Here is a 25,294-nt window from a genome sequence, read left to right as displayed (position 1 = left end):
CATCGTGCCGCAGGCTCCAGGGCCGGCTCTCCTCGTCGTCTCCTCCGCTGCTCACCGTCGGCGACAAGGCGCATCGACTGCGGCGGCTGAACACTGCGCCAGATCTGGAGATTCTTGACCATGGCATCGAAGGGAGCTCCCATGAGCACGTATCAACTCTCCGGTCGAGTCGTCCGAGCCAAGAGCGAACGCGGGGTCGCCGACGTGCGGGTCGAGGCGTGGGACAGCGCGAAAGTCACGACCGATCTCATCGCCGTCGCCGTGACCGACCAGAACGGCGATTTCGAGATGGCGCTCGAACAGGCCCTCCTGGATCGCTTCTTCCAGGGGCGATTGCCGGTGCTCACGCTCCGCGCCTTCACGTCGGGCGGCGCCGAGCTCGTCATGCGCCACACGCAGTGGAGCGTGTCGCACGAGCCCGTCACCATCCGCGTCGAGGTGGACCCCGCGGTGACCTCGACCCAGCGCGCGCCGGCCCCCTCGGTCGTGCGCGGCACGGTGCGGACCCCGAATGGCGACCCAGCCACCAACATGGTGGTGCGCGCCTACGATGTGAACCTGTCGTCCGTCGACGTGATCGGGTCGGGCCAGACGGACTCCTCGGGGCATTACAAGATCGAGTACACGAGCCTCGAACGCGCCGGCAAGCACCAGCCGAACCTCAAGCTGCGCATCTTCAACAGTCAAGAACAGGAGGTCGGCGGCACCGGGGTGTTCTTCCGCGCCCCATCGACCGCCGTCATCGATCTGACCGCCAGCCTGTTCGGGGGCAACCCGGCTCCATCGGAGCTGACGAAGCTCAGGGCCCGCACCGAGGTCCATACGCTGGGCGTGGATCTCGCCGGGATCGATGATAACGACGTCGAGTTCCTCACGAAGGCGACAGGGGTGGGGCGCCTGGAGATCGAGGCGCTCAAGGGGGCCGAGGCCCTCCTGTCCGTTGGCGTCTCCGAGTTCTCCGGATTTTTTTACCCGTTCGCCCGCAAGGGACTGCCGACCACCAAACGCAAGTTCCTGGCCTACCCCCGCGCCGTGCTGCGCCGCGCGCTTGTCGAAGCGTTCGATGATAACCTCATCCCTGGCCACAGCGCCGAGGCCGACAGCCGCATCGATCTCATCATCTCCGAGGCCGTCCAGACGGCCCTCGACGACCCGCCGCCCGCGGGCCAGACCGGCAACCTCGGCCAGCTGCTCGCCAAGGCGCTGCCGACCCAGAGCCTCCGGTCCGAGTTCCTCACCGCGTTCCTGAATCACGAGGGCCCGCCCGAGGCCTTGTGGGCCGAGCTCGCGACGCGCCCCTCGTTCCAGGGCGCCGGCGTCATCCCGTCGACCCAGCTCGCGCTGCAGCTCGGCACGCTGACGCGCTATCACTTCCCGCTCATCGACGAGCTGTGGGCGCGCAAGCAGGGCGGCCAGATCACCGCCTTCAAGGACCTGGCAGCCTACAGCGAGGCCGACTGGATCGCGATCCTCGCCCTCGTGCGCAACGGGTCGCCGATCAACTTCCCGGCTGACACGCCTGGCGCGACGGTCGCCGAGAAGCGCGCGGCGTACGCGAAGGTCCTCCGGCGCGCGATGGAAGTGGCGTTCCCGACGAAGGCCGTCGCCTCGGACATCGCCGCGGCCGGCGCGAGCGGTCTGACCACGTTCTTCAACAACAACTCTTCGTTCGAGCTCGGCAAGACCCGCGTCGGCGACTACCTCGCGTCGCACCCGAACGCGCTCTCGGGCATCTCCAATCCGACCGCCGCCGCGCTGGAGCTCAAGGCCGTCGAGCGGCTCCACCGGCTCACCCCCAAGTACGGTGAGGCGAAGGTGCTCCTCGACGCCGGGCTCACGTCGGCTCGGGCGATCGCCCGGACGGGCCGAGCTCGGTTCATCGCCGAGCACGGCACAGCCCTCGGCGGCGATGCGATCGCGGCCGACATCCACGACAAGGCGCGGGCCGCCGCCGACCAGGCGACGGCGCTCGCCCTCAAGTTCAGCCCACTTTACAACCCGAGGTCGGCCTTCGCCCTGCCCGACCAGGAGAGCCGCGCGAGCGAGTCGCCCGACGCCTTCGCGACCTACGCGAACCTTTTCGGCTCGCCCGACGCGTGCGCGTGCGCGCACTGCACCTCGGTGTACGGGCCGGCGGCGTACCTCGCCGATGTGCTCCACTTCCTCGATCGGTACGACTCCAAGATCACGAAGAGCGGCAGCTCCAAGTGGACTGCGAAGGAGCTGCTCCTCGGCAGCGCGCCGGGCTCGACGCCGTCGCTCCCCGGGCGGCGCCCGGACATCGGGCACATCGATCTCACCTGCGAGAACGCCGACACGCCGCTGCCGTACGTGGACCTGGTGAACGAGATCCTCGTCCATGCGATCGCGAGCGAGGGCCAGACGCCGCTCGCCTTCCCGGAGCACATCGCCACCGTCGGCACCGCCGAGCAGCTCGCGGCCATGCCGAACCCGCCCAGCGGCGAGGAGGCATGGCAGAGCACCGCCGACACCCGGCTGCTGACCAGCTACTTTCCCTTCGCCCTACCGTACGACCGCCGCCGGCACGAGACCCAGGTGTACTTCGAGCACCTCGGCATGCCGCTCCATACGTTCATGGCGTCGATGGATATGAGCCTTGTATCCCCGCAGCTGGGAGACTTCACGGCCAGAGCCGTCGAGCGGCTCGGCCTTTCCCCGAGCGAGCATGCGGTGATCGTCGGCAACATGGGCGGCCTGACGACAGCGGCGGCCTGGGGCCTCGCCGCGAACGCCACGCTCCCCGGCCCGCTGCTCCAGGTGCCGGAGCTCCTCGCGCGCACCGGCCTGTCCCACGACGCGCTGCTCGATCTGGTCGAGAGCTCCGTGCTCGATCGCTTCGGGTCGCCGGCGATCCAGCCCGCAGGGAGCTGCAAGATCGAGGAGCAGAGCGTCACCGGCCTGACGAACGTGTCGAGCGCGCTGGCCACGATGCACCGCTTCGTCCGGCTCCAGCAGCGCCTCGGCTGGTCGATCCGCGAGCTCGATCAGGTGCTCGCCGCCTGCGCGCCCAGCGGCACCAACCTCGTGAACGACCGCGCGCTGCGCGTGATCGCGGTGATCCAGGCGCTGCGCACCGAGCGGGGCATCTCGTTGCCCATCTCGGTGCTCGCGAGCTGGTTCGGCCCGCTCGATACCCAGCGCCGCGACGGGGGCAAGACGCCCTCGTTCTACGAGGAGCTCTTCCAGAACAAGGCCGTCACCAACCCGGTCGACGCCGCGCTCGCGCTGCCGTCGGTCGCCAGCCTCTCGTCCTCGGACCTGATCATCAGCCACACGCCCGCGGTCCTCGCCGCCCTCCGCATGAGCCGGGAGGAGCTCTCCCTCCTCACTGTGGACTCGGGCTTCGATCTCCCCGTCCTCGTCCCCGTGACCACGATGTTCCCTGCGCTGTCGGCCATCGCGGCGCTCCACCGCATCGTCACCCTTGCGCGCGCGGCGCGGCTGTCGGTGCGCGATTTCATCGAGCTCTACACCCTGAGCAGCAACAAGCCGTTCGACGTCGACAATCCCGAGCAAACGCTGCGCTTCCTGGACACGGTCGAGCGCGTCCGGCGCTCGGGGCTGTCGCCGGCCGACCTCGAGGTCGTCTTCCGGGGGCGCCCCTCGATTCGCTCGCAGATCTCCGTGACGGACGAGGCGAGTAAGCCCGTGCTCGACCAGCTCTTCGGCTCGCTCCTCGCGCTGCGCGCAAAGAACGGCGCCCCGGACAGCGCGGCCGAGGCGGCCCTCATCGAGGACCAGCTCGGCGCCGCGCTGAAGCTCGACGCGCGGTCCACGCACCTCCTCGTCACCGATATCCTCACGACCGGCGGCCCGGAGCCGGCGCCGCTTGGCAGCGCGTTCTCGCTCACCGCCTCGCCGCCCCCGTCGCTCGACGAGGACCCCGGCCTGCTCGCCGCGCAGCTCGCCGCCTACCGGCACCTGGCCAAGGCCGCGGCGCTCGTGCAGCGGCTCGGCCTGAGCGCCGAAGAGATCGAGCGGATGTTCCTCGTCGACCCGGGCGCCGGCCCCGGCGCCGCGCCGGTCCTCGACCTCGACGCCCTGCCGCGCGAGCCGACCCAGGCCACCGGCTCGGACCTGTTCGCGGCGTGGGAGCGGCTCGTGGATCTCGTCGCGCTCCGCCCCCACCTCGTGGGATCGAGCCCGTCGCTCGCGAGCATGTTCGTGAGCGATTCCGCAGCGCTCGCAGCCCTCATGGGCTGGTCGGCAGCCGAGACCGTCGACCTGACAACCTATTACGGTCTCCTGCTCTCCCCGGACAATCCCGCCCTCCACGCGCGGGACCTGCTGAGCGCGCGCCACGTGATGTCGGCCACGCGACGCCTCGGCATCTCCATCGCCAAGGCTAGCTTGTGGGTCACGAACCTGAGCAGCGATCCCGCCCGCCTGGCCAGCGAGGTTCTCCGGGCCACGAAGGCGAAGTACTCCGACGCCGAGTGGGCGCGGGTGGCGCCGCCGTTGCGCGACGTGCTGCGCGAGCGGCTCCGGGCCGTGATGGTGGCCTACCTCGTGGCGAAGCGGGGACACGAGGACAGCGACGAGCTGTTCGCCGAGCTCCTCGTGGACGTCGAGACGAGCCCCGCGGTGATCACCTCGCGCCTGAAGCAAGCCATCGGTTCGGTGCAGACGTTCGTGCAGCGCGCGCTCATGAACCTGGAGGCGGAAGAGCTGACGCTCCCGGAGGAGGCGGCGCGCGAGTGGGCGTGGCGGAAGAGCTACCGCGTCTGGGAGGCGAGCCGTAAGGTGCTCCTCCAGACCGAGCTGTACGTCGACCCGTCGGTGCGCGACGACAAGTCCCCGTTCTTCAAGGCCCTCGAGGACGAGCTCCGGCAGAAGGACATCACCGACGACGCCGCGGAGCGCGCGTTCGCGCGGTACCTCGACCGGCTCGACGAGGTCGCGAACCTCGAGATCATGGCGTCGTACCACCAGAAGGAGGACGGCGACGACACCCACCTGCCCATCGACGTACTCCATGTCGTGGGCCGCACCGCGGTGAAGCCGTACAAGTATTTCTACCGCACGCGGGTCGACGGGCTGATGTGGACCGCATGGGAGCCCATCGATCTCGACATCGAGGCGGAGAACCTCCTGATCGTCGTGGAGGACCGACGCCCGCACCTCTTCTGGCCGATCCTCGAGGAGCGCCCCGATTCATACCAGGAGATCCCCAGCGACACGAGCCAGCCGGGGAAGACCGCCTCCTCGCGGTGGTACATCCGCCTCGCGTGGAGCGAGCGCCGGAACGGGGCTTGGGGCGAGCGGCGCATGAGCGCAGGCAGGGAGGTGTCGGCGCCGATGGCGCTGTTCCCCGAGTACAACTCGCTGATGATCGAGCGTTACACCCCCGACGGGCCGCTCGAGATCGCGGTGAGGTGGGCCCCGGGCTTCGCGTACCGTTTCGGGCACTTCGCGCGGAGCGGCTGCGGTGTGCTGGAGGGGACCGATGAGGCGGTGACCGTCCAGAGCTACGAGTATGTCCACCACTTCGATCCGGCGGTGCCCAGGGATACGGTCCTCCGCCGGCAACACGCGATCTCCAACGACTGGGCGACCGAGCTCGCCGTCCCGATGGAGCTCGACGGCTTCAGGCGGCAGATCACGCTGCTCCGGCAGGTCGAGCCCTTTCGCGTGCTCCTCCCGCGCGAGATCAATTACGGCGGCAAGGTCGACACCGTGGTCCAGGGGGCGCCGTTCTTCTTCTACAAGGACGCCCGGTCGACGTTCCTGGCCGAGCTCGTCCTGTCCACGTACATCAAGCTCGAACAGGCGGACAAGGCGCGGCCGAGGAGCACGGCGTTCGCCGATGTCGGCAAGCGGGACGAGGCGCTCGCCTTGCGCGCGGGCGCCGACCTGGTCGATTGGGCGACGACGTCCGAGGGGCCGTACGTCGTGCTGACGACCGAGGAGGCGAAGCTCTACCGGTTCACGTCTTTCTATCACCCCTACGCCTGCCTGTTCCGAAAGGAGCTGCAACGCGCCGGGGTGGACGGGCTGCTCAAGTGGTCGCTCCACCGGCCCAAGCCGCTCCAGCTCAGCTCCCGCGAGTTCTTCGAGGAGACGTACGACCCGGACCCCAGCAACGTGCACGAGTCGTATCCGAAGGACGACGTCGACTTCTCGGTCCAGGGCGCGTACTCGCTCTACAACTGGGAGCTGTTCTTCCACGCGCCGCTCCTGATCGCGCTGCGGCTGATGCAGAGCGGCCGGCACGCGGAGGCGCAGCGCTGGTTCCACTTCATCTTCGACCCGACGACGGGCGACCCCGACCCGGCGCCCGGGCGCTTCTGGAACGTGCGGCCGTTCCGCGAGAACAAGGACCTCGCCTCGATCGAGGACGAGCTCCGGGAGCTCCCCGCGTCGGAGCAGGGCCCGATGGCCACCCTTCTCGGCGGCATCCTGACGAACGAGGGGGGCGGCGAGGAGCGGGACGATCTCGCCGCGCAGATCGAGGCGTGGCGGAAGGACCCGTTCAATCCGCACCTCGTCGCGCGGATGCGGCCGATCGCCTACCAGAAGGCGGTGGTGATGAAGTACGTCGAGAACCTGATCGCGTGGGGCGATCAGCTCTTCCGGCGCGAGACCATCGAGTCGATCAACGAGGCGACGCAGCTCTATGTCCTCGCCGGCAACCTCCTCGGCCGGCGCCCGCGGCGCAGCGAGCGGAAGGACACCACGACGCCGCGGAATTACTGGCAGCTCGAGGCGGCGGGGCTCGGCGACCTCTCCGACCCGGTGGTCCAGTCTCGGTCCCGCGTCGAGCTCGAGAGCGTCAAGTTCAAGTCGCTGCAGAAGCTGCCGAGCAAGCCGCTCCAGGCGCCCGTGCCGGATCTCGGCGAGCTCTACTTCTGCGTGCCCCGCGACGAGGCGCTCGCGCCGCTCTGGGACACGGTCGCGGATCGGCTCTTCAAGATCCGACACTCGATGAACATCGAGGGTGTGGTCCGGACGCTGCCCCTCTTCGAGCCGCCCATCGATCCGATGCTGCTCGTGCAGGCCAGGGCGCTCGGCGTGGATCTCGCGACGGTGCTCAACGAGGCGAGCGCCCCGCGGCTCCCCTACCGCTTCCAGGTGCTGCACGCGAAGGCGATGGAGTTCTGCTCCGCGGTGGCCGGGCTCGGCGCCGCGCTGCTCGCCGCCATGGAGAAGAAGGACGGCGAGGCGATCGCTCGGCTCCGCTCGGGCCACGAGCTCGAGCTGCTCGCGGCGGTGCGTGAGATCAGGGCGCAACAGGTCAAGGAGGCCCAGGCGAACCTGGCGGCGCTGGAGCGGTCGCACGAGGTGGCGAAGCTCCGCCGCGACCACTACGCGGGCCTGGCGCGGATCAGCGCAGCGGAGCAGGCGGCGCTGGCCATGAGCGTCTTTGGCATGGAGCTCGGGCTCGTCGCGCAGGCGATCGCCGCCATCGCGCCCGCCGTGGAGGCCATCCCTCCGATAACGTTCGGCGGCGCCGGCGCGTTCGGGAGCCCGGTGGCGACCACCACGATCGGCGGGCAGGCGTCGGGCGCGCCGATCGAGGCGGCTTCGCACGCGCTCTCCATGGTCGCCAGTGGGCTGCGCGAGGGCGCGTCGATCGCGTCCACGCTGGCCGGATACGAGCGGCGCGCCGAGGAGTGGGCGCTGCAGGAGCGGCTCGCGGCGAAGGAGATGCAAGGGCTGGAGAAGCAGATCGTCGGCGCGAAGATCCGCGTCGCGGTGGCGGAGGTGGAGCTCAGGAACCACGAGCGCCAGACCGAGCAGGCGCGCGAGGTGCTCGCGTTCCTGATGGAGAGGAAGCGCACGACCGAGGAGCTGTACGACTGGATGGTGGCGGAGCTGTCGACCGTCCACTACCAGGCGTACACGCTCGCCTACGACATGGCGAAGCGGGCAGAGCGGGCGCTCCGGTTCGAGCTCGGCACGGCCGACGGCACGCACGCCATGGTGCGCTTCGGCGCCTGGGACAGCCTGAAGCAGGGCCTGCTCGCGGGCGAGCGGCTCCAGCACGACCTCCGCCGCCTGGAGGTCGCGTTCCTGGAGCAGACGCCGCGAGAGGCCGAGCTCGTGAAGCACGTCTCGCTCGCCGAGGTCGCGCCCGAGCAGCTCATGCAGCTCCGGGAGACCGGCACCTGCGACGTGGAGTTGAAGGAGGAGCTGTTCGATCTCGACTACCCGGGCCACTACCTCCGGCGCATCAAGTCGGTCGCCATCACGATCCCGACCGTGACCGGCCCGTACGCGGGCGTCAGCTGCACGCTCACGCTGAGCAACACGAGCGTGCGCAGCAGGGCGCAGGTGAGCGACTCCTATACGCACCCGACGAATTTCCGGACGGATCTCGTGCCGGTCACCAACGTGATCGCGACGAGCGGAGGGGCCAACGACGCGGGCCTGTTCGAGCCGAACCTGCGCGACGAGCGGTATCTCCCGTTCGAGGGCGCGGGCGTGATCGGCACCTACAAGATCGAGCTCCCTGCGGCGAACAACCGCTTCGACATCGGGGCGGTGAGCGACGTGATCCTGCACATCCGGTACACGGCGCGCTCGGACGGCAGCCTCGCGGGCGTGGCGAGGACGCATTACAGCGTCAGCGCCAACGCGCCGAAGCGGCGCCGGCTCTTCAGCCTGCGGTCCGAGCTGCCGGTCGAGTGGGCCCGCTTCATGGCGGTGCCGTCGGACGACGCCGTGCCCCAGCAGCTCTCCATCCCGCTCACGCCGGAGATGTTCCCCTACGTGCCGGCGAAGCAGAAGATCGCGCTGACGAGCTACACGCTCTATGCGCGGTGGAACGGGAAGAAGTCTTATTGGAAGCACGGCGACACTCAAGGCAAGCTCCAGGTCACCGTGGTGCGGCCAGGCGCGACGCAGCCGGACACGCCGACTCTCGAGGCGTTCCCGGACAGCAGCCACGACCGCGACACGGGGGCCAGCGTGAGCGCTAGCCTGCAGAACGGCGAGCAGGAGCTCGGCACCTGGACGCTCAGCGCGAGCCCAAATCAAGTCGGCGCGATCGTGAGCGAGCTCAGGACGGAGGACGGCCGGCTCAACGACACGCTCCAGGACATCTATCTGCTCTGCGAGTACGGCTTCGCGTCGGCGTGAGCGCGGGAGATAACCCCAGCAATCTTTCACCAAGGAGTCAGTATCCATGTCGGACAACATCACGCTTCCTCAGGGCGCGGGCACGATCCTCGCCACCGACGAGATCCTCGGCGTCCATGTCCTGCGCGCCAAGGTGCAGACGGGCGCGGACGGCACCGCCGTCGACGTCTCGCAGAGCAACCCGCTGCCGGCGGGCCTGGTCGGGGCGCTCCCGGCCGGCACCAACATCGTCGGCGCGGTCCACGTGAAGCCGGCCACCGCAGGTGGGCTCTCGATCTACCGCACCTTGAGCCCGGGCACCACGGGGGTGAACCTCAAGGACTCCCCTGGGCAGGTGTTCGGCTGGCACATCTCCAACACGGGAGCGAGCGGGGTCTACGTAAAGCTCTATAACATGACGGAGGCCCCGGGCAACATGAGCAACGGCTCCCTCGTCATGACGCTCTACGTCCCTGCCGGGCAGATCACCTCGGTCGAGCACACGAACGGCATCGCGTTCACGATCGGCATCGGCCTCCGCGCGACCGCCGGCGTGAGCGACACCGACAATACGGCTCCCACGGCGAACTCGGTCATCGTGAACCTGTTCTACAAGTAGCGCTGCCCGCCGAGGGGACGAGCCCTTGTCCCGGGGGGTACCGGGCGACGAGGACAGGGCCGTGGAGAGCTCGAACCGTCCGTGAGCGGCGCTGGCCCGGCGCCGCTCACGGATTCGGCGGCCGACGCCGTGGTGCCGGAGCGATGCGCTCCGGGCGCGTGGGCCGCCCCTTGCCGTGGGAAGAGGGAGACGGATGAACGCTCGTGAGCCCAAGAAGGAAACCACCGCTGCGCAGGCAGCATCACCGGCCGCGCCGGACGCCGGAGCGCACGGCAAGAGCCGAGACCCCGCGTCCGTCGCTCGGGCGGGGTCCAGTCAAAACACGGAGGCTCCGAAGGGCCTCCCCGGCGCGCCCAAGGCGCCGGAGCTGCCCGCGCCCGCGCTGCCGAAGGGCGGCGGCGCGATCCGCGGGGTGGATGAGAAATTCTCCGCGAACCCGGTGACGGGCACGGGGTCGTTCTCGATCCCGCTGCCGCTGAGCCCCGGCCGCGCCGGGTTCGGGCCGGCGATGGCGGTGACGTACGACTCCGGGGCTGGCAACGGCCCGTTCGGCGCCGGCTGGCAGCTGTCGATCCCGCGCATCGCGCGAAAGACCGACAAGGGCCTTCCGCGTTACGACGACGCTCACGAGAGCGACGTGTTCGTCCTGTCCGGCGCGGAGGATCTGGTGCCCGCGCGGTCGCTCGACGGCGCCGAGCTCGACCGGTACGAGACGGAGGACGAGCGGGTGATCCGCTACCGCCCCCGCGTCGAGGGCGCGTTCGCGCGGATCGAGCGCCGCGAGGTCAAGGCGAGCGGGAACGTGTACTGGACGGCGACGACGCCGGACAACGTCATGAGCGTCTACGGGCGGAGCCCGGAGGCGCGGATCGCCGACCCCGCCAGGCCGGCGCGGATCTTCTCGTGGCTGCTGGAGGAGACCCGGGACGACAAGGGCAATGTCGTGGCCTACGCGTACAAGGCGGAGGACCTGACCGGCGTGGCGCGCAACGAGGCGGCGGAGAGCCACCGCCACGCGGGCCGCGCGGCGGTCGCGAACCGCTATCTCAAGCGCGTGCGTTACGGGAACACCGTGCCGGGCGACGCGGAGAGCAGCCTGTTCGAGGTCGTCTTCGATTACGGCGAGCACGACGCCGAGGCGCCCACGCCCCAGGAGAGCGCTTCGTGGCCGGTCCGCCAGGACCCGTTCTCGGTGTACCGCGCCGGCTTCGAGATCCGCACGTACCGGCTCTGCCGTCGCGTGCTGATGTTTCACCGGATGTCCGAGCTCGGCGAGGCGCCGTGCCTCGTGCGGTCGCTCGACCTCACGTATGCGGAGAACGCTTACCTGACGCGGCTCGCCACCGCGACGCAGGCCGGCTATGTCCGCGATCCGCAGACGCAGGCGTACAGCCGCGAGGCGCTCCCGCCGATCGCGCTGACGTACAGCGAGCCGGTGATTCACCGCGAGGTGAAGTCGCTCGACCCCGAGAGTCTGCGCGACCTGCCCGGCGGAACGATGGGATCCGGGCGGAGGTGGGTGGATCTCGACGGAGAGGCGCTGCCCGGCGTGCTGATCGAGGAGGGCGAAGCGCTGTATTACAAGCAGAACCTCGGCGGGGGCGTCCTGTCCCCGGCGCGGCCGCTGCCGTCGCGGCCGGCGGTCCTGAACGGCGGGCAGCTGCTCGACATCGACGCTGACGGGCGCAAGGAGATGGTGGTGTTCGAGTGGCCGGTGGCGGGCTACTTCGACCGCACGGACGCTGGTTGGGCGCCGTTCCGCCCGTTCGCGTCGCAGCCGAACGTCGACTGGAGCGATCCGAACGTCCGCCTCGTCGACCTGAACGGCGACGGGCACGAGGACATCCTGATCACGGGGCCTGACACGTTCACGTGGTATCCGTCGCTTGCGAAGGGCGGCTTCGACCGGCCGATCACGATCGCGCGGCCGAGCGACGAGGAGCGCGGGCCGTCGCTCGTCTTCGCCGACGCGGCGCAGAGCATCTTCCTGGCCGACATGAGCGGGGACGGGCTTGTCGACCTGGTGCGGATCCGGAACGGCAACGTGTGTTACTGGCCCAACCTCGGTCATTGCCGCTTCGGCGCCAAGGTGCAGATGGGCGGCAGCATGCGGTTCGACCACGAGGGCCGCTTCGACCCGAAGCGCATCCGCCTCGCGGACGTGGACGGCTCGGGGACGACCGACGTCGTTTACCTGCACCCGGACGGCGTACGTTTCTATGCGAACAACGCCGGCAACACGCTGGCCGCGCCGGTGATCCTGCCGCGGCTGCCGGACGTGAGCGAGCTGGCGGCGGTCGACGTGATCGACCTGCTCGGCTCCGGGACCGGGTGCCTGGTGTGGGCCTCGTCGCTGCCCGGGGCGCGCCCGGCGGTGCGCTACATCGATCTGCTCGGGAGCAAGAAGCCGCATCTGTTGACGTCGGTCGCCAACAACCTCGGCAAGACGACGACGGTGACGTATGCCCCGTCGACGAAGTTCTACCTCGCCGACCAGGCGGCGGGCCGCCCGTGGGTGACGCGGCTGCCGTTCGTGGTGCACGTCATCGAGCGCGTGGAGGTGTTCGACGCGGTCTCGCGGCATCGCTTCGTGACGACGTATGCTTACCACCACGGCGACTACGACGGGGTGGAGCGGGAGATGCGCGGCTTCGGCATGGTGGAGCAGCGGGACACGGAGTCGTTCTCGGCGTTCAGCGGGACGGGCTTCGAGCCGCCCGCGGCGAACGCCGATCCCGAGCTGCACCTGCCGCCGGTGCTGACGAAGACGTGGTTCCACACGGGCGCCTGGATCGAGGGGGCGAAGATCTCGGCGCGGTACGAGAGCGAGTATTACGCGGGCGACGCAGGGGCGGTTCGCCTGGAGGATACGGTGCTTGCCGAGGGGCTCAGTGCCGTGGAGATGCGCGAGGCGTGCCGGGCGCTCAAGGGGCGGCCCCTCCGCCAGGAGGTTTATGCGCTCGACGGCTCGGCGGAGGAGCCGCGTCCGTATGTCGTCACGGAGAGCAGCTACGGGATCCGGCGGCTCCAGCCCGCGGTGGACCGTGCGCACGCTGTGTTCTTCGCCCATCCGCGCGAGGCGCTGGAGTACCATTACGAACGCAACGAGAGCGATCCGCGCGTCGCGCACGCGCTCACGCTGGAGGTCGACAACCAGGGGGCGGTCAAGCGGACGGCGCAGATCGGGTATCGCCGCCGGGCGGCGTGGGCGGCGTTCCCCGAGCAGGAGCAGGGGAAGGCGACGCTGACGGAGAACGACGTGGTGCACCAGATCCCGGAGCAGGAAGGTGCTTACCGGATCGGGGTCCCGATCGAGAGCCTCACCTACGAGCTGCACGGCCTGCCGCTCGGCTCGGACGGGGTGCTCGTGTTCCAGGACGTCCTCGACGCGGCAGATGGCGCGGCGGACCTCGCTTACGACGGGACGCCGAGCGGATCGTTCGAGAAGCGCCTGTTGCAGCACACGCGCATGCGGTACTGGAGCGACGATCTCGCGGGGCCGCTGCCGTTCGGCGAGGTCGGCAGCAGGGCGTTGCCGTATGAGAGCTACGCCAAGATCCTCACCCCCTCGCTGATCGCATCGGTGTTCGGAGCCAGCGTCACGAGCGGCGTGCTCGCGGAGGGCGGCTATCTGCAACTGTCGGGCGATCCGGACACCTGGGTGTCCTCGGGGCGGGTGGTGCCCTCGGCGGCCCACTTCTACCAGCCGACGGCGTTCGTCGATCCGTTCGGCAACACGTCGCAGGTGGTCTATGACGCGTATCGCCTGCTCGTGACCCAGGTGACGGATCCGCTGAGCAACGCCGTGATTGCCGTGCCCGACTACCGCGTCCTCACCCCGCGGCAGCTCACCGATGCCAACGGCAACGTGAGCGAGGTGCGCTTCGACGCGCTGGGCAGGGTCACGCTCTTGGCGGTGATGGGCAAGCCGGGCGGCGGCGAGGGCGACACGCCCGAGGATCCGACGGCCACGTTCACCTACGATCTGGAGCGATTCCAGAGCACCGGCAAGCCGAACGTGGTGCACGCCCGCGCCCGCGAGCAGCACGGCGCGGGCAACACGCGCTGGCTGGACACGTACACGTACTCCGACGGTTCGGGCAACGAGGTGCTGCGCAAGGTGAATGCGGAGCCGGGGCTGGCGCCCGAGCGCGACGGGACCGGCGCGCTGGTGCACGACGCGCAGGGCGACCTGGTCTTCTCGCATGCGACGCCGCGCTGGGTCGGCACCGGGCGCACGGTGCTGGACAACAAGGGCAATCCGGTCAAGCAGTACGAGCCGTTCTTCAGCGCGACTTACGAGTACGAGGACGAAGCGGAGCTCGTGGAGTGGGGGGTCACGCCGATCCTGCGGTACGATCCGCTCGGCCGGCTCATCCGGACCGACCTGCCGAACGGCACGTTCTCCCGTGTGGAGTTCGATGCGTGGAAGCAGACGTCGCACGATCCGAACGATACGGTGCTGGAGAGCACGTGGTACGCGGCGCGGCAGGCGCTGGCTGCGGGCGACCCGGAGCGGCGGGCGGCGGAGCTCGCGGCGGCGCACGCCGGGACGCCGGCGGTGAGCCACCTGGACGCGCTGGGGCGGGTGTTCCGCGCCGTGGCGGACAACGGGGCTGAAGGGCAGTACGTCACCCAGACGACGCTCGATATCGAGGGTCAGCCGCTCGCGATCACCGACGCGCGCGGCAATGTGGCGATGCAGCATCGGTTCGGGCTTGGCGGGCAGCTGCTGTATCAGAACAGCAACGACGGCGGGGAGCGGCGGATGCTGGCGGGCGCGACCGGACAGCGGCTGCGGGCGTGGAACGGGCGAGGGTTCGCCTACCGCTCGTCGTACGATGGGCTGCGCCGGCCGACGCACGAGCACGTGCAGCTGGGCTCGGGCAGCGAGCGGGTGGTGCGCCGTTACGTCTATGGCGAAGCGCATCCGCAAGCGACGGCGCAGAACCTGCGCGGTCGGCCGTACCAGGTGTATGATGGCGCGGGTGTGGTGACGAGCCAGGCGTACGACTTCAAGGGCAACGTGCTGCAGGCGTCGCGGCGGCTGCGCAGCGACGTGCACGCGGACGCCGACTGGTCGGTGCTGGCGGGGCTGACGGATGTGTCCGCCATCGCGACGGCGGCCGAGCCGCTATTGGAGCTCGAGAGCTTCGGGACGCAGACGGCGTACGACGCGCTGAACCGGCCGACGAGCGTGACGGCGCCGGACGCGAGCGAGGTGAAGCCGACGTACAACGAGGCGGGGCTGCTGGAGCGGGTGGAGGCGCGGATCCGCGGCGCGGTGGCGTGGACGACGTTTGTGGACGACATCGACTACGACGCGAAGGGGCAGCGTGAGCGGATCGAGTACGGCAACGGCACCTTCACCGATTATACGTATGACCCGCTGACGTACCGGCTCACGCGCCTGAAGACGACGCGGACCTCGGACAGCACGGTGCTGCAGAACCTGAGGTACGTGTACGACCCGGTCGGGAACATCGTGGAGATCGGGGACAGCGCGCAGCAGACGGTGTTCTTCAACAACGATGTGGTGTCGCCGAGCGCGCGGTACGTGTACGACGCGGTCTACCGGCTGATCGAGGCGACGGGGCGGGAGCACGCGGGCGGGCTGTCGGACGCGCCGCGCGACCAGAACGACCTGCCGCTCCAGTCGCTGCCGCACCCGAACAACCCGCAGGCGCTGAGGAACTATACGGAGCAGTACGTTTACGACGCGGTGGGCAACCTGGACAGGATGGTGCACCAGGCGGGGACGGGGAGCTGGACGCGTTGGTACGCGTACGAGACGGCGACCAACCGGCTGACGAGCACGACCGGGGACCCGGAGAACGGGCCGTTCAGCACCTATGCGCATGACGCGCACGGCAACATGACGTCGATGCCGCACATCACGGCGCTGACCTGGGACGAGAACGACCAGGTGCGGAGCGCGGATCTCGGCGGCGGCGGCGATGTCTATTACGACTACGATGCTGCGGGGCAGCGCGTGCGCAAGGTCTGGGAGCACAGCGGGCTTGTGGACGAGCGCATCTATCTCGGCGGCTACGAGGTGTACCGCAGGCGCAACGGGTCTGGGCTGGTGCTGGAGCGGCAGACGCTGCATGTGATGGATGGCGCGCGGCGGGTTGCGATGGTGGAGACGAAGACGGTGGACACGTCGGGGCCGTTCACGGTGACGCCGCGGGTGCGCTACCAGCTCGACAATCACCTCGGGTCGGCGTCGCTGGAGGTCGACGGGGCGGGGCTGGTGATCGGGTACGAGGAGTATCATCCCTACGGGACGACGGCGTACTGGTCGACCAGCAGCGCGGTGGACGTGAGCCAGAGGCGGTATCGCTATACGGGTAAGGAGAAGGACGAGGAGACGGGGCTCTATTACTACGGGGCGCGCTACTACGCGCCGTGGCTCGGGAGATGGGCGAGCGCGGATCCCGCGGGGATGGTCGACGGGCCCAATCTATATTGCTATGTGCGATCGAATCCCGTAATCCTGACCGATCCGACGGGGAAGCAAGCTGCGCCGAACTTGGGCACTCCTCAGGTCGTCGAGGCTGCGAAGTCGGCGCTCGCGCGCGCTGCGGCGAAATGGGGAGCTGCGAAGGTGCTCTCAGGAGGAGCGCCTGCCGCGGGCCCACAGGTCGCAGCGGTCGGGGCACCGGCTGTAGAATTAGGCTTCGCCAGCGGCGCAGTGGGAGCTTACGCGGCCAGTGTCATCGGCAGCATGGCCCTGACGACGAACATCCACATGCAGCGATCGGCGTCCATCGCTCGCTATGGAAACCCGTGGGGCATGCCGTCCACTGACGCGGCGTTTCCTCTGCAGCGGCATCTTCGTGGCAACCCTCTGGCTCCTACCGCCGAGGTCGGACCGACTTCGCCGTCGCAGCCGTCACCGTCACCGTCGCCGTCGCCGTCGCCGTCGCCGTCGCCGTCACCGTCACCGTCACCATCGCCGTCGCCGTCGCCGTCGCCGTCGCCGTCGCCGTCACCGTCGCCGTCGCCGTCGCCGTCATCTCAGTCTCAGCCTGAGCCTCAGTCTCAGGACGATGAGCAGAGACGACGCCAAAATCGCGAAACGGTGAACCTCGATACGGGGACACTGGTTGCAGCCTCGTCGTTGCGAGACCCGTGGATAACGCTCGGGTTGAACGCGTTTCTGGCTGACAAGAATCTGGTGGCAACGGAGTCTGTGATCAATGAGTTTCTGGCGGGTCCCATCAAGGCTGCCGGAGCCACCGAGCAGACTCTCGCAGCCGCGCTGCTCGCGCGTGTCACGGTAATCCGTGATGATCCGTCGGCACGCGTCATGAATCTTCAGGCGCCGTCGAATAAGAAGCAGAAAATTCTGGGCCCTGTTGACAGGATTGCCTTCGGTACAGGTGATAAGCTGGGTATACGGACGATCAGCAGCGACAGAAAGTTTTATGATGAGGCCAGGAAGCAAGGCGTCCACCTGAACGCGGTTATTCATCCGCCGAACCCATATGCAGGACATTGATTGGGTGGCACAAACGAGGACTGGGAGCGCGGTAATGAAACAAGTAATACTATGGGACATGCCTGACGAGATAATGCTTGTCGTCGAGCACCCGAGCGGCGTGGTGTATCAGAATCAGGTGGGAGGCGTGGTTTGTTGGCAGGCAGAGCTGGAGGGCGTGCTTTCTCCACTCGATCTGAGTGATGAGACTGCGCAACGCATCCAGAATTGCCCGTATCCGTCGGGGCGAGAAGGTATTACGGACGAAGTCGCAGATACGATCGATGCGCTCCTTGCTTCGGAGCCCGGAGCAAGGTTCTTGAAAGTGGACCGCGCGCGCTTGGGCCACTCCTGGGAAGCTTGGGTGTACGTGCTCGTCGACTCACCTGATAGCAGCGCGTCAGATGTTGCTGGGACATATTTTGGTCCGATTCGCGGATTCGGTAGTGCAAGAGGAGTGTTGACATGGCCTAATAGCGACTGAGCGGCGTGCAGCGCGCTTGCCGCCTGGCTTGCGCTCTGTCGCCGCCGTGCACCGTCTTTCCAACAGCGTGACGTTTTGTTGCCCTTCTGGTCGGCTTGCACAGAGCTTTGACGCCTCTTGCACCGCCACGTCGCGACATTCGAGGGCTCAGGCGGCTACCTGGGTCCTCATCTTTTTGTCACGTACCAGAGATAAGCTTCTTGCGTGCGCGAGATCTCAAGCACCCGAGGAGCCTACTGTCGGACTGCTTCGGTCCGATGAGGATTGGGTTCTCATAACGAGCCTTCGCATCGTCTGGGGCAGCGGCGGAAAGACCGAAGAGGTGTCGCTGTCGGCGCTCTCCGATACAACGGTCGATATCCGCGATCTCCACGGCGGGGGCAGAAAGGATCGAGCGGACACAATGAAATCATCAACGCAAGCGGCGAGCGGCGACGATTGGTCCTCGAGAACGGACCTCCGCTCTCGGGGGTGTGGAACGCCCAAGATGGCCGCCGGTTGGAAAGAGAATTCAGCTGGCTCATCGCCGTCGCGATATCATTTATCGCCGTCGCGATATCATTTAGATCCAGCCGGGTTCAGGAAATGGCTGAGTAAGAAGAGTAGAGGTTGAGAATCGCTCTCGCTCTCATCAGCTCCAGGATGATAATCCGATCTGGCTGGAGCTTGATGTTTGCACGTTTTCGTTGGACGTGGACGTTGATGCTGTTTCGACGGATATGGGCGTGGCGCTGAAGGAGATTGTCGGTGATGGTCTGGCGAAATGGCTCTCGCGAGCGCTAGCACCAAACGCTCCCACAGCCCTTCGCGCTGCCAGAACCCGCTTCCGCGGTATTTGGCAGCACAGGCCGTGCGTCTGACGGCGTGCGACCCCTGGCAGCGAACCCCATCACGACGCGGCGCCCGCCGAGCCACGGCAAGCCGATCTCTGCCGCGTTGAAGCGTTGGACCAGCGGGCGGAGCCAGGCTCGACGCGGCAGGAAGGCCAGCACGACGAGCAGGTGCGAGGGCGTGAGGATCAGGTCGGCGTCGCGCATCAGGACCCAGCGCCGCAGCGTGCGCGGGTGGGCGAAGTGGAAGCGGGGGGGCAGAGCGTCGCCCAAGGCGCGGAGCGCGTCCCAGGCGAGCGCGGCGAGCCAGGCGCAGAGCGCGAGCGGTCCTTGGCGAAATCCGGGGCGGTCGGGACGGCCGCGCTTGGGATAACCGCTCGCCGACGTGTCGAGCCAGAGGTCGTGCACGCCGATGCGGTGGCCCTGCTCGTGGTGCTGGCGAGTGCGGTACTCGTGCAGCAGCTCCAGGGCCGGCGTGGTGGTGTCGTGCAAGATGAAGAGCGCGTGCCAGCGGTCCTTGCCCTTCATCGCGTGCTCGCGCACGACCACGGTACGCAGGGGCCGAGCGATGCCGCGGATCGTGGTGGTCGTCTCGGCGAGCTCGATCCTCTTGAGCTTGGCGCCCTTGTACCGGCCGGGCTCCTCGTAGGGGGTGAAGCGCGTTCGCGGCAATCGCTTCCAGGCGTCGACGTAGCCCGGCCGACGAGGCGCGCGGCTCAAGAACACGGTCTTGCCAAAGCGGTCGAGGCGCCGGAGACCTTCGTTGGTGGCGGATGCGCCTGCGTCGATGATCAAGCGCAGCTGACGGACTCGGACGCACCGACGCACAGCGCGGAGGAAGCCGAGGGTCTGATCGATCAGCTTGCCGTTGCCGCGGGTAACAACGAGCCCGAGGAAACGGCGCGCCTGGGGCCAGTGCAGGAAGAAGAGCTTCTCGGCGCGCATCTTCTTGTTGCGGAGGGTATGAAAGCCCTTCGGGATCTTGAACTTGCGCGTGAAGCGGGCGACGACGTGCTCGTCGAGGCTCAGTGTCACCCTGCGGTTTCGCAGCGCGCCCCACGCCTCGGTGGCGCGCGTGAGCCTCTTGACCCCTTCGGTCGTCACCGCGCGCACCAGCCCACCGAGGCGAGACCGAGAGATGACCTTCTTGCCGCCGGACAGGATCGCGAAGCCCGGATCGTCGAGGGTCTCGAAGTGAAAAATGCGCTCGATGCCCAAGGCCGCGCGGAAGAACAGCGACAGCGCAAGGCGCCGCGCCTTGTCCGCGCTTCCCAGCGCCCTGGCCAGCGTGCGCTCCGCGGCGCGGCTCAGGGCGAGCGCGGCCGGCAACAGGAGGAAGGCGCCCCCGAAATGGGTGCGCCCGATGAGGTGGGGCGCGCGACATGCGCCTCCGCGCGATCGTGCTCCGGGCGAAAGACGTACAGGCCGTAGGCGTCGAGAAACCGGCGGAGCGTCTGCTGCTCGATCTCGACACCGAGCTCGCGCGCGATGAACGCGACCATCTCGGGCTGAGTGCATCGCGGATGGTCGACGAGGTACTTCGCGATCGGACCGGCATGCTCCGGGCGCAGCCGCGGTTGCCGGTGCCGCCCGAGCTCCGCCCAGATCGATTCGAGCATCTGGTGGGCCGAGAGCGTGCGCACGGTGCGCATGGCCCGGTCGGTGCGACCGACCGCCGCGCCCACTTGCGCTGCGGTCAGGCCCATGTCCGCATGCAGGAGGAAATAAGCTGCGACGCGCAACAGGATCGGCTGGGCCGCGATGGCGGCCCCAAACCGCACCGCCGCCTCCAGCAGCACTTGCTCCGACCGTGTCGACCCCTCCAGCACGTCCGCATGCTCGCGCTGCCAGCGTACCCACGCCTGCTGCGGCGCCTCGCTCGCCTGTGTCGTCGCCGTGTCCGTCGTCATGATGCCCTCCCTACGACGAGCATCCCACAGCGACGAAAGCCTGCAGCAGCCAGGCTCAGGCGACGATCATGCGTTGAGGCGGAAGTCGTCGGTGAATGCTCCGAAGGGATCGGGGGCGTTTGGTGCTAGGCGTCCGAACTGTCTTCTCGATCGAGGACGGACATGTGCTGTTTGGGATTTATCAGGACGGGAAGAATGTCAGGGACTTCGCGGAGCACTACTCCAAGTGCTTCGAGCGGCGGGACTGGATCCCGCTTGCAAGTGCGCGTTGGTTCACCCGCGGCGACTGAGCTGCGCGCCCGCTCTCCGAAGGGAGCCTTCTACGTGGGGCCTCCTGCGGGTGGATCAGGCGCCTGATCGCGGCGTCGCCCCGCTCTCGGTACCTCGCCGGCGCCCGGAGGACGTCACCTCCGGGCGCGCGGCGCTCGTGGCCTGCGCAGGCAGCGCCCCGGGCCGGCGGTCCCCGCAGCCCGGATCTCCCGCCGCCCCGCTCCCCGCCGCCTCAGAGCGTCGTCCCGCGCGCCGCCCGCGCGAGCGCCTGGTCGAGCGCGTGCGGGCTGTACCCCACGAGGATCTGCCCCCGCACGTCGATGATCGGGATGCTGCCCCCGCGCTGGTGGCTCTTCGCGAGCTTGTCCTGCATCTCGGCGGCCGCGGCCGGGTCTTCCTCGATGTCCTTCACGATGGCGGCGACGCCCTTCGCGCGCAGGTAGTCCGCGGCCTGGTGGCACGGCTTGCACCACGAGGCGCCGTAGATGATCACGGTCACGCCGGCGAGCTGGCCCGGCGCCGCCGGCGCCCCCGCGCCCGCGGAGCCGCCGGGGCCCGGCGCCGCCGCGGGCGGGGGCGCCGTTTTCGCGACGTGCTCGGCGCGCCGCTTCTCCAGCAGCGACTCCCACTCTCGCCGCGGCATCGTCCGGACCGCGTACGTGCCGTCCGGGCGCTTCTGCGTCAGATCCGCGACGTAGAACACGTCGCGCGTGCCCTCGGTCCGGTCCGAGAGCATGGCGCGCACCATCGCGCGGCCCTCGGCCGGCACGTCGGCCGGGCGGAGCTCGACGTGCGTGTCGCCCTTCTCGTCGATCCACGTGAGCATCAGGTTCGCCGTGTCGTCGCGCAGCTCGAGCGGCGGCAGCTCGGCGGGGGCCTGCGCCGGGGCGGTGCCGTCGTCGCGCGGCTCCTTGCACGCCGGCGCCAGCGCCGCCGCGGCGAGCGCGAGCAGGACCGCCGCGCGCCGGGCGCCTGCCGCCGCGCCGCCCGCGCCCCGCGCGCCGCCCGCGCCGCTCACGCCGCCCGCGCCGCTCACGCCGCGCGCCCCCCGCCCCCCGCCCGTCACGCCCCGCCCCCCGCGGTCGCCGACGCCCCCAGCTCCTCGCTGAGCGCCATCCACTCGGTCATCGCCGCGTCGACGCGCTTCGCGAGCGCCTGCTCCTCGCGCGCCTTCTCGGCCAGCTTCGCCCAGTCGCCGCCGGGGTCCCTCTTCAGCTCCTCGCGCATCTCGGCGAGCTTCGCCTCGCCGGCCGCGATCTCCGCCTCGAGCTCCTTCACCCGCTTGCGCTTGCGCTCCGCCGCCCGCGCCGCCGCCTTGTCGCTCTCGAACGTCCGCTTGCGCGCCGCCGCGTCCCCCGCGCCCGCCTCGTCCGGAGGCGGCATCGTGGCGCCGCTCCGCCGCACCGCGCGGCCAGGCTTCGCGCCCCTGTCGGCCGCGGCGCCCCGCGCCGCCTCCTCGCGCGGCGCCGGCGCGCCCGCGGCCCTCTGCGGCGCGGGCGCTCCCGCGGCCCTCTGCGCCCCACGGCCGCCCCCGGCCGGCCCGCGCCCGGCGTCGCGCTCGTCCGCTTCGCGCGCCGCCGCCTCGGCCGCGAGCTTCTCGAGGTTGTCGCGGTAGTCGCGGAAGCCGCCGGGATAGATGTCCACGCTCCCCTCGCGCACCGCGACGATGCGCGTCGTCACCTGCTCCAGGAACCGCCGGTCGTGCGACACGAGCACGACCGTGCCCTCGAAGCCGGTCAGCGCCTCCTCGAGGATCTCGGCGGCGGGGATGTCGAGGTGGTTCGTCGGCTCGTCGAGGAAGAGCAGGTTGCGCGGCTCGAGCAAGAGCTTCGCGAGCGCGAGCCGGCTCCGCTCGCCGCCCGAGAAGCCCTGGACCTTCCGGAGCGCGTCGTCGCCGTAGAAGCGGAAGCGCGAGAGGTACTGGCGGGTCGCGTCGACGTTCATGTCGGCGCGGACGGTGCGGATCTCCTCCACCGCGGTCTTCGACGGGTCGAGCGAGCCGAGGTGCTGGTCGAAGTAGCCCTGGCACAGGTTCGTCCCGCGCCGCACCTCGCCCGCGTCCTCGGGCGCGCCCGCGCCGGCGAGCAGCTTCAGCAGCGTCGACTTGCCGGTCCCGTTCGGGCCGACGACGCCGACGCGGTCGCCGCGGCGGAGGAGGAGGTCCACGCCGGAGAAGAGCGTGCGCCCGCCGCGGCTCGCGCCGAGCCCGCGCGCGTCGAGCACGATGTCCCCGCTGCGCGGGGCGGGCGCGAACCGGAACCGGACCTTCTCGGCGACCGCCCAGACGTCCTCCGGCCGATCGATGGTCTCGAGCTTCTCCAGCATCTTGCGCCGGCTCTGCGCCTGCTTCGTCTTCTGGCCGGCGATGTTGCGCCGGATGAAGTCCTCGGTCTTGGCGACGAACGCCTCCTGCCGCTCGGCGAGCTCGCGCTCCCGGGCGAGGTCTTCCTCGCGCGCGACCGCGTAGTCGCTGTACTTGAGCGGGTAGGTCCGGAAGCTGCGGTGGCCGAGCTCCATGGTGTTCGGGCAGACGGCGTCGAGGAAGGCGCGGTCGTGCGAGACGCAGAGCAGCGCGCCGGCGAGGCCCGCGAGGTGCTTCTCGAGCCAGGTGATCGTCTCGATGTCGAGGTGGTTCGTGGGCTCGTCGAGCAGGAGCAGGTCGGGCTCGATGGCGAGCACGACGCCGAGCTGCAGGCGCCCGCGCTCGCCGCCGGACAGGCTCGCGACGGGGCGATCCATGTCGGCCGGCGTGAAGCCGAGGTGGGCCGCGATGATCTCGACGCGGCGCTCGAGGTCGTCGCCGCCGGCGATGTGGTAGCGATCGGTGAGGTCGCTGAGCCGGGCGAGGTCGGCCTCGCTGCCGCTGGCCGCGGCGTGCTGCGCCGCGGTGAGGGCGTGGCGCAGCTCGAGGACCTCGGAGAACCCGGAGAGGAAGGCGTCGAGCACCGTGCCCTCGGCGTGGAGCTCGTGCGACTGCCGGAAGTAAGCGACCCGGATCCCCTTGCGGATCACGACCGAGCCCGTGTCGGGGGTGAGCTCGCGGGCGACGAGGCGGAGCAGCGTCGATTTGCCGGCGCCGTTCGGGGCGACGAGCGCGGCGCGCTGGCCTTGCTCCAGGGAAAAGGTGATGCCCTGGAAGAGCTTGTCGGCGCCGTAACCGAAGCTGAGGTCGGCGACCTGGAGGACCGTCATTGCGGCCGAGTTCTAGCATGCGTCGGGCGCGCGCAAGGCGCGCGGGGCGCCTGGCCCGACGCCGCGCCGGACGACGTGGAAGACCGCCCCGTCCCCGGCCGCGCGCGGGCGTCGGGGAGGGGGCGCCTCGCCCGCCCGGCGAGCGAGGCGCCCGGGGCTCAGGTCTGGGCCATCGCCGCCTTGATGGCCGGGCGCTCCATGATGCGGCCGAGCCAGCCCTGCAGGTTCTTCTGCTCGGCGTAGTCGATCTTGGCCGCCATCAGGCCCCAGCCGAGCATGGCCGCGAGGTCGAGATCCACGAGGGTACAGCGCTCGCCGAGGAGGTAGGGGCGGCCGGCGAGGCGCTCGTCGAGGATGCGGAGCAGGCCGCGCAGCTCGGTCAAGGCGTGCTCGGCTTGCTTCTCGTGGTGCATCTCCTTGGGGAAGTAGTCGCTCGTGTTCGCCATGTAGCGGAACAGCGCGCCGGTGAGGCTGACCTGGCCCCACACGAGCCAGCTCAGCGCCGTGAGCTGCTCGGGCGAGCCGGGCGCCGGCCACAGGCCCTTCTGCACGCCGTAGCGCTCGCCGAGGGCGATCTGGATCGCCACCGACTCGAACACCGGGGTGCCGTCGATCACGATGGTCGGCACCTTGCCATTCGGGTTGATGGCGAGAAACTCCGGCTTCCTCTGGTCGCCGGCGCGCAGGTCGAGCCGGACGCCCTCGTAGGGGACGCCGAGCTCGGCGAGCGATACGAGGATGCGACCCGCGCTGGACTGCGGGGAGTAGTAGAACGTGATGGACATGGTGTTGGCCTCCGGCGCCCCTTGTAGTGGATCCGAGTCGCCAGAGTCACGCGCGGCATGCGACGCAACGCCAGGCTGGCTCCGATCCCGCTGCCGACACAGATGCGCGGCATTTGCCGTGTGGAGCAAGAATCCGACGGCGGTTTTGGGGCTGCCGAGATGGACGGTCCTCCGCGGTCCTGGCCTCCGGCGGGGAGGCCCGCCGAGTCGGGCGGCGGCGGCCGCGTGCCTGTGGGGCGCCGCTCCGGCGGCCCGGGCGCTGAAGGGGCCGCACTCGAACCATGCCATTCAGCATCCCGCTCCCGAGCAGCGAGGCTGGATGACTGGATGAGGGGATGAAGCGCACATCAGCTCCTTTTGTCGGAGTCGCCCGCCATTCGCTGCAAGGTGCGGAGATGATTGACAATGGCGCGCTCGTGCTGTTCCAGTAGCTTGTAATCTGTACGTCACTGCTCGACGATAATTCGCGCTGAGGGCCAGGGCGCCCGAGGCGCCCGGAAGCGCACCACTGCCTCGCCTCCCGCCGGGAGCGCGGCGCAGGGCGCCCGCTCCGGCAAGCCCGTGAGCCCCTCCGAGGTCGCCGCGACGCGGATCGACAGCCAGATAGGTGGACTTGAGTCGATCCACCGAGACTGCACCG

Annotated in this window: 9 protein-coding genes; 4 read left to right on the top strand and 5 right to left on the bottom strand. The window is 69.4% G+C overall.

What is annotated here, in order from left to right; translation table 11 throughout:
• The first annotated feature begins 141 nt into the window (after positions 1–141).
• From WME98_RS09795 to WME98_RS09780, 4 genes are all read left to right on the top strand, one after another.
• Complete coding sequence (locus WME98_RS09795; RefSeq protein ID WP_437951056.1) at positions 142–9,102, top strand: neuraminidase-like domain-containing protein; 8,961 nt, start codon at positions 142–144, stop codon at positions 9,100–9,102.
• A gap of 46 nt (positions 9,103–9,148) precedes the next feature.
• Positions 9,149–9,700, top strand: a complete 552-nt coding sequence (locus WME98_RS09790) for a hypothetical protein (protein ID WP_437951055.1) — start codon at positions 9,149–9,151, stop codon at positions 9,698–9,700.
• A gap of 193 nt (positions 9,701–9,893) precedes the next feature.
• Complete coding sequence (locus tag WME98_RS09785; protein ID WP_437951054.1) at positions 9,894–17,204, top strand: SpvB/TcaC N-terminal domain-containing protein; 7,311 nt, start codon at positions 9,894–9,896, stop codon at positions 17,202–17,204.
• Positions 17,205–17,262: 58 nt separating this feature from the next.
• Complete coding sequence (locus WME98_RS09780) at positions 17,263–17,667, top strand: DUF6210 family protein (protein ID WP_437951053.1); 405 nt, start codon at positions 17,263–17,265, stop codon at positions 17,665–17,667.
• Between the two features lie 779 nt (positions 17,668–18,446).
• On the opposite strand, the gene WME98_RS09775 is transcribed toward WME98_RS09780, so the two are convergent.
• The 5 genes from WME98_RS09775 to WME98_RS09755 form a co-directional block, all read right to left on the bottom strand.
• Complete coding sequence (locus tag WME98_RS09775; protein ID WP_437951052.1) at positions 18,447–19,826, bottom strand: hypothetical protein; 1,380 nt, start codon at positions 19,824–19,826, stop codon at positions 18,447–18,449.
• Positions 19,805–20,407, bottom strand: a complete 603-nt coding sequence (locus tag WME98_RS09770; RefSeq protein ID WP_437951050.1) for a hypothetical protein — start codon at positions 20,405–20,407, stop codon at positions 19,805–19,807. The genes WME98_RS09775 and WME98_RS09770 overlap by 22 nt, the downstream gene beginning before the upstream one ends.
• Before the next feature lie 502 nt (positions 20,408–20,909).
• Entirely contained in the window at positions 20,910–21,713 is an 804-nt protein-coding gene (locus WME98_RS09765) for a glutaredoxin domain-containing protein (protein ID WP_437951049.1), read from the bottom strand.
• A gap of 26 nt (positions 21,714–21,739) precedes the next feature.
• Positions 21,740–23,869: an ABC-F family ATP-binding cassette domain-containing protein gene (locus WME98_RS09760; protein ID WP_437951048.1), complete on the bottom strand. Its 2,130-nt coding sequence runs from the start codon at positions 23,867–23,869 to the stop codon at positions 21,740–21,742.
• A gap of 158 nt (positions 23,870–24,027) precedes the next feature.
• The gene (locus tag WME98_RS09755; protein WP_437951046.1) at positions 24,028–24,654 is read right to left on the bottom strand and encodes a glutathione S-transferase family protein; all 627 of its coding nucleotides are present in this window, start codon (positions 24,652–24,654) and stop codon (positions 24,028–24,030) included.
• Positions 24,655–25,294: the final 640 nt, after the last annotated feature.

This window comes from Sorangium sp. So ce296 (assembly GCF_051529605.1).
Taxonomy (GTDB): Bacteria; Myxococcota_A; Polyangia; order Polyangiales; family Polyangiaceae; genus Sorangium; species Sorangium cellulosum_D.
Note: the sequence above shows the minus strand (reverse complement) of the source record. Positions and strands in the feature narration are given on the sequence as shown.